14 protein-coding genes and 2 pseudogenes are annotated in these 14,215 nt (G+C 55.7%); 12 read left to right on the top strand and 4 right to left on the bottom strand.

The window, feature by feature from the left end; all coding sequences use genetic code 11:
- Nucleotides 1–266: 266 nt before the first annotated feature.
- From Q8L89_02380 to Q8L89_02370, 3 genes are all read right to left on the bottom strand, one after another.
- On the bottom strand, nt 267–1,127 hold the full coding sequence (locus tag Q8L89_02380; GenBank protein ID MDP1707904.1) for a response regulator: 861 nt from the start codon (nt 1,125–1,127) through the stop codon (nt 267–269).
- Entirely contained in the window at nt 1,124–2,827 is a 1,704-nt protein-coding gene (locus Q8L89_02375; GenBank protein ID MDP1707903.1) for an ATP-binding protein, read from the bottom strand. The genes Q8L89_02380 and Q8L89_02375 overlap by 4 nt, the downstream gene beginning before the upstream one ends.
- A 294-nt stretch (nt 2,828–3,121) precedes the next feature.
- Nucleotides 3,122–3,853: a Crp/Fnr family transcriptional regulator gene (locus Q8L89_02370; GenBank protein MDP1707902.1), complete on the bottom strand. Its 732-nt coding sequence runs from the start codon at nt 3,851–3,853 to the stop codon at nt 3,122–3,124.
- Between the two features lie 256 nt (nt 3,854–4,109).
- On the opposite strand from Q8L89_02370, the gene Q8L89_02365 reads away from it, so the two are divergent.
- Nucleotides 4,110–4,421, top strand: coding sequence for a BON domain-containing protein (locus Q8L89_02365; GenBank protein MDP1707901.1), 312 nt, complete (start codon nt 4,110–4,112; stop codon nt 4,419–4,421).
- 540 nt (nt 4,422–4,961) lie between these two features.
- Here the strand turns inward: Q8L89_02365 and Q8L89_02360 are convergent.
- Nucleotides 4,962–5,272: pseudogene (locus Q8L89_02360) on the bottom strand (transposase).
- Nucleotides 5,273–5,278: 6 nt separating this feature from the next.
- Between Q8L89_02360 and Q8L89_02355 the strand changes: the two are divergent.
- From Q8L89_02355 to Q8L89_02305, 11 genes and pseudogenes are all read left to right on the top strand, one after another.
- A pseudogene (locus Q8L89_02355) lies at nt 5,279–5,509 on the top strand (M48 family metalloprotease).
- Between the two features lie 1,500 nt (nt 5,510–7,009).
- Entirely contained in the window at nt 7,010–7,510 is a 501-nt protein-coding gene (locus Q8L89_02350; GenBank protein MDP1707900.1) for a glycine zipper 2TM domain-containing protein, read from the top strand.
- A gap of 125 nt (nt 7,511–7,635) precedes the next feature.
- A complete protein-coding gene (locus tag Q8L89_02345; protein MDP1707899.1) occupies nt 7,636–7,854 on the top strand; it encodes a CsbD family protein in 219 nt (72 codons plus the stop codon).
- Between the two features lie 92 nt (nt 7,855–7,946).
- Complete coding sequence (locus Q8L89_02340; GenBank protein ID MDP1707898.1) at nt 7,947–10,091, top strand: EAL domain-containing protein; 2,145 nt, start codon at nt 7,947–7,949, stop codon at nt 10,089–10,091.
- Between the two features lie 116 nt (nt 10,092–10,207).
- Nucleotides 10,208–10,441 carry a CsbD family protein gene (locus Q8L89_02335; protein ID MDP1707897.1) on the top strand — a complete coding sequence of 78 codons (234 nt, stop codon included), beginning with the start codon at nt 10,208–10,210 and terminating at the stop codon, nt 10,439–10,441.
- A gap of 92 nt (nt 10,442–10,533) precedes the next feature.
- Nucleotides 10,534–11,214 carry a hypothetical protein gene (locus Q8L89_02330; GenBank protein MDP1707896.1) on the top strand — a complete coding sequence of 227 codons (681 nt, stop codon included), beginning with the start codon at nt 10,534–10,536 and terminating at the stop codon, nt 11,212–11,214.
- Nucleotides 11,215–11,274: 60 nt separating this feature from the next.
- On the top strand, nt 11,275–11,490 hold the full coding sequence (locus Q8L89_02325) for a glycine zipper 2TM domain-containing protein (GenBank protein MDP1707895.1): 216 nt from the start codon (nt 11,275–11,277) through the stop codon (nt 11,488–11,490).
- Nucleotides 11,491–11,613: 123 nt separating this feature from the next.
- On the top strand, nt 11,614–12,186 hold the full coding sequence (locus tag Q8L89_02320; GenBank protein MDP1707894.1) for a glycine zipper 2TM domain-containing protein: 573 nt from the start codon (nt 11,614–11,616) through the stop codon (nt 12,184–12,186).
- Between the two features lie 115 nt (nt 12,187–12,301).
- Nucleotides 12,302–12,451, top strand: coding sequence for a lmo0937 family membrane protein (locus Q8L89_02315; protein MDP1707893.1), 150 nt, complete (start codon nt 12,302–12,304; stop codon nt 12,449–12,451).
- Between the two features lie 60 nt (nt 12,452–12,511).
- Nucleotides 12,512–12,733: a hypothetical protein gene (locus Q8L89_02310; GenBank protein MDP1707892.1), complete on the top strand. Its 222-nt coding sequence runs from the start codon at nt 12,512–12,514 to the stop codon at nt 12,731–12,733.
- Nucleotides 12,734–12,744: 11 nt separating this feature from the next.
- Complete coding sequence (locus Q8L89_02305; protein MDP1707891.1) at nt 12,745–14,196, top strand: catalase; 1,452 nt, start codon at nt 12,745–12,747, stop codon at nt 14,194–14,196.
- Nucleotides 14,197–14,215 lie beyond the last annotated feature (19 nt).

Below are 14,215 nucleotides of genomic sequence, written 5' to 3'. Positions count from 1 at the left end.
GTTCGTTAACTGTATTGTATGTACTTGCCGCATTTGTACCTCTTCTGCCGAAGGTATTCTGTGCGCTGGCGTACATAAGGCGAAAGAGGTAATGGCCCCCGGCTGGCAGGGGGATTCAAAAGTTGACTGTGATGTTAGTCTCTTGAAGCACCGCACGCCGGATGCGCGGAGGCAGTTCGACAACTGAAAAGAAGCTGGGCGGGTGAAATTAATCTTCACCTGATTCATCAACGACGCGGGCTAACTCCACTCCAATGAAGAAAAGTTCAGGCAGCGGTGCCTCGAGGAACACCATCGGTGTCGGGGTGCATACTTTCGGTAACGTCCTTTCCGATCCCGCGGTAGCCGGTAAAGTTGCCAAGCGTGTCGTACATCGGTTCCCCGCTCACCATCAAATATTGCTGCGAGCCGTCGGAGCTGATTCGGCTGTAGACGAAATCCAGGAAGGGCCGTCTGGCGGCCAGGTTCGCTTCCAGTATTTTTCGCTCATCTTCATTCCAGCGTGCGCCTCGATCTTCCCTTGCGTTGCCCAGTGCGTCGTCGACGCGGATGCCGAGCATTTCAAGCACCGGGCCGAAAATCTTGGTGAAATGCCCGTTTTCGTCCTGCTCCCAATACCAGTCGGACGACAACTCGGTCAGGCGGCGAAAGCGCGCTTCGCTTTCCCGCAGTTCGGCGGTGCGTTCCAGCACTGCCTGTTCCAGCGCCTTGTTATGATTCTCGAGTTTCCTGTACAACAGCCGCACTTCCAGCATGTTATGGATACGCGTCTGTACTTCAACCAGATCAAACGGTTTGCTGACAAAATCCTTCGCACCGGCGGTGAGCGCCTGCAGCTTGTGGCCTGGTTGGGCGGTGATCACAAGCACCGGAAGGTAACCGTCCGTTTCGATTTCCTTCAGGCCTGCCAGCACCTGGAAACCATCCATGCCGGGCATCTGCAGATCGAGCAAAATCAGGTCGTAGCGGTTTTTGCGATGCAGCCCGCAAACCTCACGCGGATTCATTGTAGATGCAACGCAAGTATAGCCGGCGCCAGACAGCATTTGCTCAAGCAATCTGATATTAGCTTCCTGATCGTCCACAATCAGAATGCTGGCGTTAAGAATTTCCTGTTCGCTAATCATCGTATTTTTCCGGTTTCATGTGCGTTGACCAATCCCGTTTCCGCAAATTCCAGCGCCACGTCCAGTGCCTCCATGAACTCGTCGACCTTGATAGGCTTGGTGAGATAGCGGAAGAATCCTGCCTCCAGGCCTTTCTTGATATCGCGCGGCATGGCATTGGCACTGAGGGCCACGATGGGGATGTGCGCCGTGGCCGGGTCTGCGCGCAGGATTTTCAGCGCCTGGATACCGCTGATGCCGGGCAGATTGATGTCCATCAGAATCGCCTCCGGCTGATAGGTGCGCGCCAGCGCAATGCCACGCGTGCCATCCCCCGCAGCCAGCAAACGTATATCTGGACGGCGCGCGATGAGTTGCTCTACCAGAGTCAGGTTGGCCTGGTTGTCTTCTACATACAGCAGGGTACGCAGCGGCGCGCCATGGCGAACATGCGCTTGAATCGGTGCAAGCGGTTCGGCTGCGCCGGCGGCATGTTGTGGTTCAGCCGCCAGGTTCAGTTCGATCCAGAATACACTGCCTACCCCGACGGTGCTTTCCGCGCCGATTTCGCCCCCCATCAACTCGACCAGCCGCTTGCTCACCACCAGGCCGATGCCGGTGCCCTCCTCGGCGCTGGCCTCTTGTCCGAGACGATTGAACGGCTGGAACAGTTGTGCGCGTTTTTCGGGTGACAATCCTTCGCCGGTATCCTGCACACTGATGCGTATGCGTTCCGAGCTGCTCGCGCTGCACGTCACTTCGACCGCCCCGCCCGCGCGGTTGTATTTGATCGCGTTGGAGATCAGATTGATAAGCACCTGCTTCACCCGGGTTCGGTCGGCCTTAACAAAATAAGCGATTTCGAGCTTGGGGAAACTCATGCGGATGCCGCTTTTTTTCGCCTGCGGTTCGATCATGGCCTGACATTCGAGCATGACGTCGGCCAGCGACATGGGTTCCAGCGACAGTGACAGTTTGCCGGACTCGATCAGCGCGAGATCGAGGATCTCGTTAATCAGCTCCAGCAGATACCATCCCGCCTTGAGAATCTGGTCGATGCTGGCCTTTTGGGTGGGCGTTGGCGGCGGCGAGCCGGACTCCATCAATTGGGCGAAACCGAGAATCGCATTGAGCGGGGAACGCAGCTCATGACTCATGCTGGAAAGGAAATCCGATTTCGCGAGGTTGGCTTTTTCCGCTACGGCCATGGCGTTTTTCAGCTCTGCTTCCACCTGCTTGCGCACGGAATTATCGGCGCCAATCAACAGGTAGCCGATAATTTCATTATAATCATCGCGTAGCGCCGTGATCGACACGATCGCCGGAAAGCGGCTGCCATCCTTGCAGATATAGGTCAAATCATAGCTGTCTTCGATCCCGCGCGAAGCCTTGAAGGCCAATGCCTCGAAGCCCGGCGTAATCGTGGTGGCAAGCTCGTGGCTCAAGGCTTGAGCGCGCGCCTTGACCTCGTGCGGATCATGAATGTCGCTGGGGTTGATCTTGTTCACGACTTCGGCGGCCATATAGCCCAGCATGCGCTCGGCGCCGATATTGAATAATTGAATGATGCCTTTCTCGTCGGTGGCAATAATCGAGAAGTTGGCGCTGTTGAGAATCGCGTTCTGTAACGCCCCCGTTTTGAGCAGCGCCTGCTGACGTTGAACCTCCACTGTACCGGCGTCGCTGTCTGGCAGGGTTGAATCGCGGTTTTTTCCGAACATGGTCGACCCTCCTCCGTGAAAAGCGTGAACTGATCTGGAGGCGGATCACGCGGCCGGGGTCGGGGTCGCGGGAAAAGCACAGAAGAACTAGCTGCTGATGCAGCTTAACTTATACTCCAATTTTGACAGGCACATACGTATATTATCATTAAGGGGTTGCAGATCCTGCAGGAAGCATCCAGCCCGTGCTACCACTGCAAGATAGTGGTGATTGGTACGGATACGCCTTATGGCTATAGTCCCCTGCTGCTGAAGCCGCCCTCTGTGCGCTGGCGCACATTCAGCAAAGGTGTTTTAAATGTCCTGGCGGTTTTGTACATCGCAGAGCAAGCGATGGAATTCTCTCTTGACCACGCTGTAGCACTCGCAAACGTGGGTTTCAAGTCCCGAGCGGTCAAGTATTGTGATATGGCCGCGGCGATGACCAATAAAACCAGCGTGCTGTAATTTACCAACAGCCTCCGTGACGCCTTCACGGCGCACGCCGAGCATGCCGGCAATCAATTCCTGCGTGATGGTCAGCTCATTCGAGGGCAATCGATCGAGGGTTAACAACAGCCAGCGGCACAGTTGCTGCTCCACCGAATGGTGCCGGTTGCACACTGCAGTCTGTGCCATCTGTGTAATCAGCGCCTGGGTGTACCGCAACAACAAGCCCAGCATCAGCCCGGCGCGATTGAATTCCTGCATCATCAACTGCGCCTTCAGCCGGTAGCCGTAGCCCGCAGTCTGCACAACAGCCCGGCTGGGCGTGGTTTCGCCCCCCATGAAAAGCGAAATGCCGAGTATGCCCTCATTACCTACCCCTGCGATTTCGGCTGATGCCCCACTCTCCATGATGTACTGCAGAGACACGATGGCGGTCGCGGGAAAATAGACGTGCGACAACTTGCCTCCGGATTCGTAGAGGACCTCGCCGAGCGGCATCGCGACCAGTTCCAGATGGGGGGCCAGTCGCTCGAATTCGGCCGTGGGCAGCGCGGCGATAATATGATTTTGGTTGGGGCTCTGCGAGATGGTCGACATGGGCGATCTTCCGAGCTTCAGTAGGGTGCTGTTGCCAATATAGCCAAACCAAGGGCATACATGCAATACCCTTAAAGTCTATGAATTTTGCCATATGTGTGCGCCAGCGCACAGAGCACCCTGAAGTGGAGGGGGGACAATCACCGCTACGGTCAGAGGTGCAAGCGATTCACCCCAGGCTGCACGATCGTCCAACGGCGGGGAGGGATGGCGCGAGTTTTTAGAGTCATATTTACTTTACAGGGAGAACTTCACTATGAAACAACTTAAATACATGTCTGCTTTTATCCTTGCCCTTATGCTGGCCACTGCCGTGGGTTGTGTTTCCACTGCGAAACATGAGGGCACTGCAGAGTATATTGACGATACCGTCATTACCACCAAAGTGAAGGCAGCAGTTTTCAATGAACCTTCACTGAAGTCGGCCGAGATCAACGTTGAAACCTTCAAGGGTGTAGTTCAGTTAAGTGGCTTCGTCCATGACAGTGCCGACATTAGCAAGGCGGCCGAGGTTGCGCGCCAGGTCAAGGGTGTGGTATCTGTCAAAAATGACCTCCGACGCAAGTAAGTAAGGCCAAGGTGGGGCATGACAATTCGGTCATGCCCCATGCGGCGATGCCGTGAGGTCCATCATCATACGGCCTGTAGCAGCCACTTCCACCTTTGCCGTATTAAGGTAGCCGGAGGGGCTCTGCCTCCCCATAACGGGAATTTGTCTTCAGAACCGCTTGCAGGACAAGGCAAAGGTGCCACAGAAATCTAACGCCATGCCTGCTTTCCGAATTTTCACAGCACTATCATTCAGCTTTTCTACATGGACTCCCCCTGTGTCAAGCAACTGCGATCAAATCCAGTTCAGGCGTCAGACTGCGGCTCTACATTCGGCCTGTTAGTGAGCATGCGCCCTGGCCATGATGATGCTGCGCGAGGTGAATGCCTGATTCGTTAGACGGTCTTTGTGGACCCTTAAGCTAAACAGGCTCTTCCACCCGGGTCTTGCCCTTCTCTAGTCATCGATTGCCGTTGCAGTGACTCGGTTGGCTACCGCTTTGCTTACATCAACGCTGTAACTAGACCTCTTTCAGTTGATACGATTCACCGCGAACCATCAGCGCCCACAGAGGGTGCGGGCGTTCTTGGCCGCCAGCGCGACCGTCGCTCGTTTGTAACTGCGCTGTTCGATTAGTGCACGCAATCACATGCTGATTCGATCTGACTTGTCTTTCAGGTTGGCCAACACGGCACGGGTGCCGTGGATCAAGAGCGTGCGCAGATAGGCATCACCCTTTTGGTGATCCGGCCCAACCGGATTTTACCGCCGGTTGTGTATTGCCGGGGTGTCAACCCGAGCCAGGCAGCGAACTGCCGGCCATTCTTGAACTGCTGTGGATCGCCGACGCTAGCCAGCAACGCGGTGGCGATGATCGCGCCGATGAAAGCGAAGCAGATCGCATTGGTCTGGAGCTTACGGCACGTGCCGGCTACGACCTGCGGGCCGGAATTACCTTGTGGCGGAAAATGATCAATGCAAACAGCGGCGGGGGCCCTCCCATATTTCTGAGCAACCACCCGGCAGGCTCAACCCGTGTCCGGGAGATCGAGTCACTGTTGCCGACCGTTATGCCCCTCTATGAAGCCGCACGGCGGCGGGGCTGAGGCTGGAAGCAAACTGCGCAGGTGCGCGCGCACCAAACAGCCGCGTAAACGCGCGTGCTGCGCCTGCTTATCTCCGCCATTTCCAACTGCTTCCAATCATCGAGACAACCCACTCGCTACCCAGTACAAGCCGGTACTGACCAGGAGCAGTTGAGTTCCGCTGCCAACAATTCTCAATCAGCTGCAATGAGTTGAACTGGGGCAAGAAATCAAGGGCAACGTTAAGCAGCTATGGGGCATGCTTACCGACGACCAGTTCGACATCATGGAGGAAATCAAGATCGGCTCGTCGCAATATCCAGGAAACGTATGGGATATCAACAGACGAGGTCGAGAAGAAAGGCTCCGACTGGAAAAAACGCCAGCGCGAGCTTAATCTCCCCGATTAACCAGAGGGCACGGGAAAACACAGGATAATCGTGAATGCCCCAGAATTCCGCCGTAACAGCGAATTCCAGCTGTAGATGTTCAGTAATATAAGGGCATCTCCATAATCGGCGAAAACTAACTCTGACTTGCCTGGGCCCGCAAAGAAATGTTAACAGTCATTCCGGGCTCGGCGGCAAGCAGACGATTCCCGGAGGGATGCGTCTCGCGGATAGCGAGACTATCGTCGCCGCCCCACGCACTACTGCTACTCGGCCGGAGCCGGAACAATCAGGTAGGTGTCACCGCCAGTGTTTCCGGTTTCCCCCTGCAGGCCTTCATCACCTTGTGAGCCAGTGTCTCCTTTGCTCCCTTCATTGCCTTGCATGCCCGTTGCGCCTTGCGGTCCTGCGGGGCCCTCAACTGCCGCTCCCGGGACCACGACCACATCCGCCCTTTCACATGCGCTCAATCCAAGTACCGCTATACATGCTGCAAATAATATTGAATATTTCATGGTGATATCTCCTTAATGTGTATAGAAAAACTGCGCACGCTACCGTGAGCAGTCTGGCAAGCCTAATCAATCATTGGCAACTATGATTAGTGCATGCTGAGAAACGTCACGGATGGCTTTCTCAGAGCTTAGCTCAGGATACGCCGAATACTGGCCGACTCTGTACGCTGCCACACATAGCGTACACAACTGCAATTCTGCGTGGTCGGCAGTTCTGATCGTGAGATTACCCAGAAAATGAAGATTTGAAACAGATCAGGCTGCCCTCGCATCAGGGTGCAGGCCGTCGAGGCTGGGCAGCAAGCAGCGGCACAGTTCCTGATTCAGCGAATGATGCCGATTGCAGGCCACCTGACTTGCAGGATAACCGCTCTATGTGCGGCAGCGTACAGATACGGCAGAGGATTTGATGCAACCTTATTTTTCCACACAGCAGGCAGCAGGTAACGGCTAGGCAGTTCTCTCCCTTAGAGTGCGGTTCGCCGCACTTTTTTTACCCGCTTGCAGTTCTCATACGCTCACTGTGACGAGCCATAGACTTATGTGCGTCACCGTACCGACTGCGTTTGGTTTTGCGATTACGGTAACAGCTCTATTTCCAAGTATGAGGATTTTTTATGAAACTGACAAAAATGCCAATAGTCATTGCAACGTGTCTGGCCGCCGCCCTTGCGGGTGGCTGCGCCAATACTAATCCCCGGAGCGAGACATCCCAATCATACCCCACCAGCACCCAGTCCAGCGGTTATGGGGTAATTAAATCTATAGAGACAACTCGGAGCAGTGGTAACGAGATTGGCATGGGCACCGTCATCGGCGGCGTCGTCGGCGGCGTGCTTGGCAGCCAAGTGGGTGGTGGTAGCGGTAAAACTGCGGCGACGGTGGTCGGCGCGGTGGGTGGCGCTGTGGTCGGGCACGAGATTGAAAAGAGTAATCAGACCCGGGATGCATACCACATACGAGTCAGATTCGATAGCGGGAATTATCAAACTGTGACGCAGGACAGCATAAACGACTTGCAGGTCGGGGATCGCGTTCGTGTCGAGAACAACCGCGTGTCACGCTCTTACGGGAATGACTACGGCTACCGTTACGATGCGCACGGTAATCGCTACTAGTCCTTGACTGCGTAGCCGGCATCCGCTGGCATTGATTGAAAACATGTACAGAGCCGGGATGCCGGCAAGGCCAAAGTTCCTGGTCAGCATGCCCGTCCATTAGGTTACACATACAGGAGATGGAAATGAACTGGGATCAAATTGAAGGCAGCTGGAAGCAAATCAAGGGCAGCGTCAAGGAGCGCTGGGGCATGCTTACCGACGACCAGCTCGACGTGATCGCAGGAAACCGCGATCAGCTCGTCGGCAAGATACAGGAAACGTATGGTATCTCAAAAGACGAGGTCGAGAAGCAGATATCCGACTGGCAAAAACGCCAGCGCGACATCAATCGCCCCGCTTAACCAGCGGGCAGGGTAAAACATGGCCTGATCGTGAATGGCCTCCGCATTCCACCGTAACAGCGAATTCCAGCTGCGGATGTTCATAAATTAACATGAACGATAAGGTGCTTCTCATCGGGGACGATACCGCCGATGCCGACTTGATCAAGGAGGCGCTCGCTGACGCGCGAGATGGCTTCTTCGATTTTGAATGGGTTAGACAACTCTCCGATGGTCTTGATCGACTGAGCAAGGGAGGCATCGGGGTAATCTTGCTCGATCTGTTCCTGCCCGACAACCAGGGTATTGATACATTCGACAAGCTGTTCCTGGCCGCGCCCCACGTCCCAATCCTGATTCTCAGCGGACTGGATCATGAAGACATCGCCAGCCAAGCCGTAAGGCAGGGAGCACAAGATTATATTCTAAAGAACCACCTCGACAGCTACTGGTTGCCCCGGGCCTTACGTTACGTCATCGGGCGCAAGGCGGCGGAAGAGACGTTGTTCGCGGAAAGGGAGCGCGCCCAGGTCACACTCAACTCCATCGGTGACGCCGTACTCAGCACTGACATCGAGGGCAACGTCACCTACCTCAATCTGGTCGCGGAAAAAATGACCGGCTGGTCTCGCGAGGAAGCATCCGGTCGGCCCCTTGCTGAAGTGTTTCAAATCATCGACGCTGAGACACGCAAACCCGTGCAGGATCCCATGGAGCTGGCCATCCGGCAAAATAAAACCGTGAGCCTCAGCGCGAACTGCTTGCTGATCGCACGCAATGGATCTGAATCTGCCATCGAGGATTCCGCCGCCCCCATCCACGACCGGGGCGGGCGGGTTATCGGCGCCGTGATGGTTTTCCACGATGCGAGCCAGGCACGGGCGATGGTACTCAAGATGTCCCATTTGGCCCAACACGACTTGCTCACCGATTTGCCTAACCGGTTGCTGCTGAATGACCGGCTTATCCAGGCGATCGCGTTAGCCCAGCGTCATGGCACCCAGCTCGCGGTGTTGTTTCTGGATTTGGATCGCTTCAAACACATCAACGATTCCCTGGGTCATGCGATCGGCGACTACCTGCTGCAGTCGGTTGCAGAACGCCTGGCGGCGTGTGTACGCAGCTCGGACACCGTAAGCCGCCAGGGCGGGGATGAATTCGTGATACTGCTTTCAAAAGTCGAGCACGCCAAAGATGCGGCCCGCAGTGCGGAAAAGGTACTCGCTGCGCTAACAGCACCGTATGACATCGCTCAGCACGATCTCCATGTCACTGTGAGCATTGGTATCGGCATTTACCCCGATGACGGTCAGGATGCGGAAACCCTCCTCCAGAGCGCGGATACCGCCATGTACCACGCCAAGGAAAATGGGCGTGACAATTACCAGTTCTTCACGCAGGACATGAACACCCGCGCTGTCGAGCGGCAATCCCTGGAAGGCGGTCTGCGCCGAGCCCTGGAGCGGCAGGAGTTTGTGCTGCATTACCAATCGAAAGTAAATCTTGAAACAGGCGCGATTACCGGCGCCGAAGCGCTTATACGCTGGCATCATCCAGACCGGGGACTCGTCCCTCCTGCGCAGTTCGTGCCCATCGCCGAAGACTGTGGCCTTATTCTACCGATCGGCCGATGGGTTCTACGCGAAGTATGCAGGCAAGCCCGCGCCTGGCTGGATGCCGGCCTGCGACCGGTGCCCGTGGCGGTCAACATCTCCGCAGTAGAGTTCCGGGCCAGGGATTTTCTCGAAAGCGTGCGCGCGGCCCTGGAAGATACTCGCCTGGAGCCACGCTATCTCGAGCTCGAACTGACCGAAAGCGTCCTCATGCAGGATGCCGAGTCCACTAACGCCGTGCTCCAGGCCCTCAAGGCCATGGGAGTGCAGCTTACGGTCGATGACTTTGGCACCGGTTATTCCAGCTTAAGCTATCTGAGGCGGTTTCCAATCGACGCCCTGAAGATCGACCAGTCGTTCGTGCGCGACATCACCAGCGATCCAGACGATGCCACTATCGTCAGCGCAGTGATCAGTATGGGCAAGAGTCTCAAGCAACGGGTCATTGCGGAGGGCGTGGAAACACGAGAGCAGCTCGCATTCCTCCGGTCTCAGGGCTGTGACGAGGGACAAGGCTACTATTTCAGCCGTCCGGTGGTTGCCGAGGAGTTCACCAGGTTACTTGGAACCACTGTATCCGAAACGGCACTAAATCCCCCCCCCCCCCACCGCGCCTCGATCCGGAGGCTTCGCGCCAACCCGTAAATGGGCTGCAAGAATACCGGATGATACTTAAGAAGGTTGCCTGTGTACGCCAGCGCACATACTGCACCTGGCTTTTTAACTAGGCTGTCCTGGAAGGTTTCGAGCAGGAGATGGATATGAATTGGGACATTGTTGAGGGCAACTGGAAGCAGTTCCAGGGCAAGGTGCAAACACGATGGGGCAAACTTACCGACGATCACCTCGATGTAATTGCCGGAAAGCGTGTTCAGTTGGCTGGCAAGCTTCAGGAAGTCTATGGCATCACTCAGGATGAGGCCGAGAAACAGATCAAGAGATTCGAACAGTTCAACAAAGACCTCCATAACCCGATTGACCCCAGCCTGGCCTGAGCAGACTGTGTACTGTATACAACAATCCACCGTGCATGACGTCACCTTTCACCAACGCAGCAGCGCCTGCCTCACCACATAAAGGAATTACCATGAGAAAACTACACAGCACTGCAATCGCCGCCACAATCAGCCTCGCGTTCAGCGCCGGCGCGATAGCCCAAAGCATGTCTAAGGACGACTACCAGGTTAGCAAGAACCGTATCGTGGCTGAATACAAATCCGCCACGGCAAGCTGCGACACATTTTCTGGCAACGCAAAAGATATATGCATCGCCGAAGCCAAGGGTAAGGAAAAGATCGCGCTGGCCGATCTTGACGCCAGCTATAAACCTACAACGAGCTCCCATTACAAAGTACACGTCGCCAAAGCAGAAGCCGCTTATGCGGTAGCCAAGGAAAAATGCGATGACCAGGCTGGCAACCTGAAAGATGTTTGCCTGGAAGAGGCAGAGGCTGCTGCGATAACTGCCAAGGCCGATGCCAAGGCGCAAATGAAGGTCTCCGCGGCGAAAGAGTTAGCTAACGATAAATCCGCCCACGCGCAAGCGAAAGGCCATGAACAGGCAGGCGAAGCACATATGAAAGCCAACGAAGAGTCCTCTGAGGCGCATATGAAAGCAAATGAAAAAGCGACCGATGCTCGCAAAGACGCAGCGGCAGACAAGCGTGACGCTGAGTACTCGGTGGCAAAGGTTAAATGTGATGCCTTGGCCGGTGATGCCAAGGAGTTGTGCATGCATGAGGCGAAGGCGCGCTACGGTAAATCGTAAACCGCACTCGACCAGATATGGATTTCCCTATAACCCGATGTTTTACCAAGAGGTATCCCAATGAAAACAATACAAGGATTTACAATCAGTGCGGTGGCCGTGGCAGTGCTGCTCGGCTTGGGTGGTTGTAGCGGGATGTCGACGCAGGACAAGAACACTGCCATCGGTGCCGGTGTCGGCGCTGTCGGTGGTGCTGTCCTTACCGGTGGCAGCGCAGTCGGAACGGTTGGCGGTGCTGCGGTCGGTGGCGTCATAGGCAGCCAGGTCGGCGACTAATAACCAGCGGACGACGCGCCTCGCCAGACGCGAAGCGCGTCGACGTTTCTTGTTACGAGACTGTCCTCACATAGCAGTGCCTTGAACGTCGTTCAAGATGGTTCCGCACGAAAGGAAATCCACATGGAAACGCAAGTGAAGAAATCGCCCCACGCGCTGCTGTGGATCACAGGCATCGCGGTGATCCTGTTCAGCGCCACCGGAATTGCAGCCATCATGGGCTGGATCCCGGACTCGTTCGGCACTCCCGGCAGCAACGCTGCACCCGAAATTTCAATGAACACCACTAAACCCGCTGCCCCGCAGGTGCATGCCCATACCACTCCGGCACAGGTGGCAAACAATACATCCTCCATGAAGTGCGCCGAATGCGGCGTGGTCGAGTCGGTGCGCGAGATTGTGCGTAGCGGTGAAGCCAGCGGACTGGGCGCAGCTGGTGGCGCTATTGTGGGCGGTGCGCTAGGTAGTCAGGTGGGTGGCGGTAAAGGTAAAACCGCAGCGACTGTAGTTGGTGCGGTAGGTGGCGCAGTCGCCGGCAACATGATCGAGAGACAGGTGAAATCGACTGCGGGTTATGAAATCACAATCCTGCTGGAGAATGGATCGCGCCGCGTGATTACCGTAGCTGACGCGCCGACGTGGCGCCCCGGCGATCACGTCAAGGTCACCAACGACGTGATCCAGTCGAATTCCTGATACAGGATAATGACCGGTGGCGTGCCGCCGGGATGAGCAGCACTTTCACGACCGCGAGCAACGCGATTGCTGGCGTGATCGACAGTAGTTAATATTACAGCGGGAGGAGAAAAAAATGCTCGAGACACTGGTAGTAATCCTGGTTGTTCTGTGGTTAATTGGTTTGGTCTCCTCGTATACCCTGGGCGGACTCATTCACATTCTCTTGGTCATCGCGATCGTGGTGATTCTGGTGCGCGTCATTCAAGGTCGAAAGCCCCTGTAGCAGCCCTGGGAGAGTTTTATAGGGCGTGAATTCAGCAGTATCACTTCAGGAGAAGATAAGATGAATGCAGTCAAAATTGCAGCGCTCGCACTGATCATAGGCGGCACCCTGGGATTGGCGTATGGCAGTTTCAGTTACACCAAGGAGACTCACGACATCAAGCTGGGGCCGCTTGAGATGTCTGTTCAAGAAAAGGAAACAGTCAACGTCCCGGTCTGGGCGGGTGTTGGGGCCATCGTAGCGGGCGCGCTGCTACTGGTCGTGGGCGTCAAACAGCCCTAGAAACATATGCCATGAAAAATAAATTCCTTACAACGAATCAAGCCGTTCCTGTCACAGACAATCAGAGCTCACTGACTGTGGGTGAGCGCGGGCCCGTCCTGCTGCAAGGCGTACATCTGATTGAGAAGCTCGCGCACTTTGACCGTGAGCGCATCCCGGAGCGCGTGGTGCATGCCAGGGGCGCAGGTGCCCACGGCTACTTTCAGGTGTACAAAGCAATGGCGAGCCACACGCGCGCAAAAGTTTTTCAAGACCCGGCCAAGCAGACGCCTGTCTTTGTCCGCTTCTCCACGGTCGTGGGGGCGCGTTGGTCGGCAGAAACAGTGCGCGACCCCAGGGATTTTGCGGTGAAGTTCTACACCGAAGAAGGAAATTACGATCTGGTCGGCAACAATCTTCCCGCCTTCTTTATCCGCGACGCCGTCAAGTTCCCGGATATGGTACATGCGTTTAAACCCGCTCCCGACACGAACATCCCCACCAGCTCATCCGCGAACAGCCGTTTTTGGGATTTCATCTCACTGACTCCCGAATCCACCCACATGATCGTTTGGCTCTTTTCCGACCGAGGCACGGTCAAGAGTTTCAGGAAGATGGAGGGTTTCGGCGTCAACACCTGCAAGTGGGTAACCGCAGAAGGCAAGGCGATCTATGTCAAGTATCATTGGAAACCCGCCGCCGGGATTGAAACAATAGACCGCGGCGAATCGACCCGGCTTGCCGGGGAAGATCCGGATGTCGCCACCCGCGACCTGCATGACACGATTGCCTCCGGCGCAACGGTGGAGTTTGAGCTGAATATCCAGACGATGGAGATCGCCGACGAATTGAAACAGGGCTTCGATCCTCTGGATGCCACAAAAACCTGGCCTGAAGACAAATTTCCGCTGCTGCTGGTGGGTAAAATAGTGCTGAACCGCAATCCGGAAAATTATTTTTCCGATGTGGAGCAGGCCGCTTTCTCTCCAGCCGCTATCGTCCCCGGCATCGAGCTTTCAGCCGACAAGCTTCTGCAAGGCCGGGTGTTCTCGTACACCGATACTCAGCGCTATCGGGTGGGCACAAATAACCTGCAACTTCCCATCAATAGGCCTTTGGCGCCCGTCAACAATAACCAACGTGATGGGGCCATGCAGCATGAGTTCCATGGTGGCGGAACGGTAAACTACGATCCCAACACGCCGGCGGACGGGATGCCTTGTGAGGCGCTGCTGACAGGCACGCCAGCCGTTGATCACGTTGCGGATGACATCGTGCGCCAGAAGATCACCTTGGCCAATGACTACACCCAGGCAGGCGAACGCTATCGCTTATTCAGCAAGATGGAACAAGATCATTTGGTTGACAACATCTCCGACTCCTTAGGAAAGGCGATCAAGCCAATCCAGCAGCGCATGGTTGATCACTTTATCAAAGCCGACCCGGAGCTTGGCAAGCGCGTTGCCATGGGGTTGAAATCATAAGAAGAGAACACAGTGCTCA

This window comes from Gammaproteobacteria bacterium (assembly GCA_030680605.1).
In the GTDB taxonomy this organism is placed as follows: Bacteria; Pseudomonadota; Gammaproteobacteria; order SURF-13; family SURF-13; genus JAQBXX01.
This window is presented reverse-complemented; position numbering and strand designations above follow the sequence as displayed.

Excerpts from the sequence above, each read along its gene's own strand:
- Q8L89_02380 (MDP1707904.1), bottom strand. The coding sequence starts at position 1,127 with ATGATTAGCGAACAGGAAATTCTTAACGCCAGCATTCTGATTGTGGAC.
- Q8L89_02375 (MDP1707903.1), bottom strand. The coding sequence starts at position 2,827 with ATGTTCGGAAAAAACCGCGATTCAACCCTGCCAGACAGCGACGCCGGT.
- Q8L89_02370 (MDP1707902.1), bottom strand. The coding sequence starts at position 3,853 with ATGTCGACCATCTCGCAGAGCCCCAACCAAAATCATATTATCGCCGCG.
- Q8L89_02365 (MDP1707901.1), top strand. The coding sequence starts at position 4,110 with ATGAAACAACTTAAATACATGTCTGCTTTTATCCTTGCCCTTATGCTG.
- Q8L89_02350 (MDP1707900.1), top strand. The coding sequence starts at position 7,010 with ATGAAACTGACAAAAATGCCAATAGTCATTGCAACGTGTCTGGCCGCC.
- Q8L89_02345 (MDP1707899.1), top strand. The coding sequence starts at position 7,636 with ATGAACTGGGATCAAATTGAAGGCAGCTGGAAGCAAATCAAGGGCAGC.
- Q8L89_02340 (MDP1707898.1), top strand. The coding sequence starts at position 7,947 with ATGAACGATAAGGTGCTTCTCATCGGGGACGATACCGCCGATGCCGAC.
- Q8L89_02335 (MDP1707897.1), top strand. The coding sequence starts at position 10,208 with ATGAATTGGGACATTGTTGAGGGCAACTGGAAGCAGTTCCAGGGCAAG.
- Q8L89_02330 (MDP1707896.1), top strand. The coding sequence starts at position 10,534 with ATGAGAAAACTACACAGCACTGCAATCGCCGCCACAATCAGCCTCGCG.
- Q8L89_02325 (MDP1707895.1), top strand. The coding sequence starts at position 11,275 with ATGAAAACAATACAAGGATTTACAATCAGTGCGGTGGCCGTGGCAGTG.
- Q8L89_02320 (MDP1707894.1), top strand. The coding sequence starts at position 11,614 with ATGGAAACGCAAGTGAAGAAATCGCCCCACGCGCTGCTGTGGATCACA.
- Q8L89_02315 (MDP1707893.1), top strand. The coding sequence starts at position 12,302 with ATGCTCGAGACACTGGTAGTAATCCTGGTTGTTCTGTGGTTAATTGGT.
- Q8L89_02310 (MDP1707892.1), top strand. The coding sequence starts at position 12,512 with ATGAATGCAGTCAAAATTGCAGCGCTCGCACTGATCATAGGCGGCACC.
- Q8L89_02305 (MDP1707891.1), top strand. The coding sequence starts at position 12,745 with ATGAAAAATAAATTCCTTACAACGAATCAAGCCGTTCCTGTCACAGAC.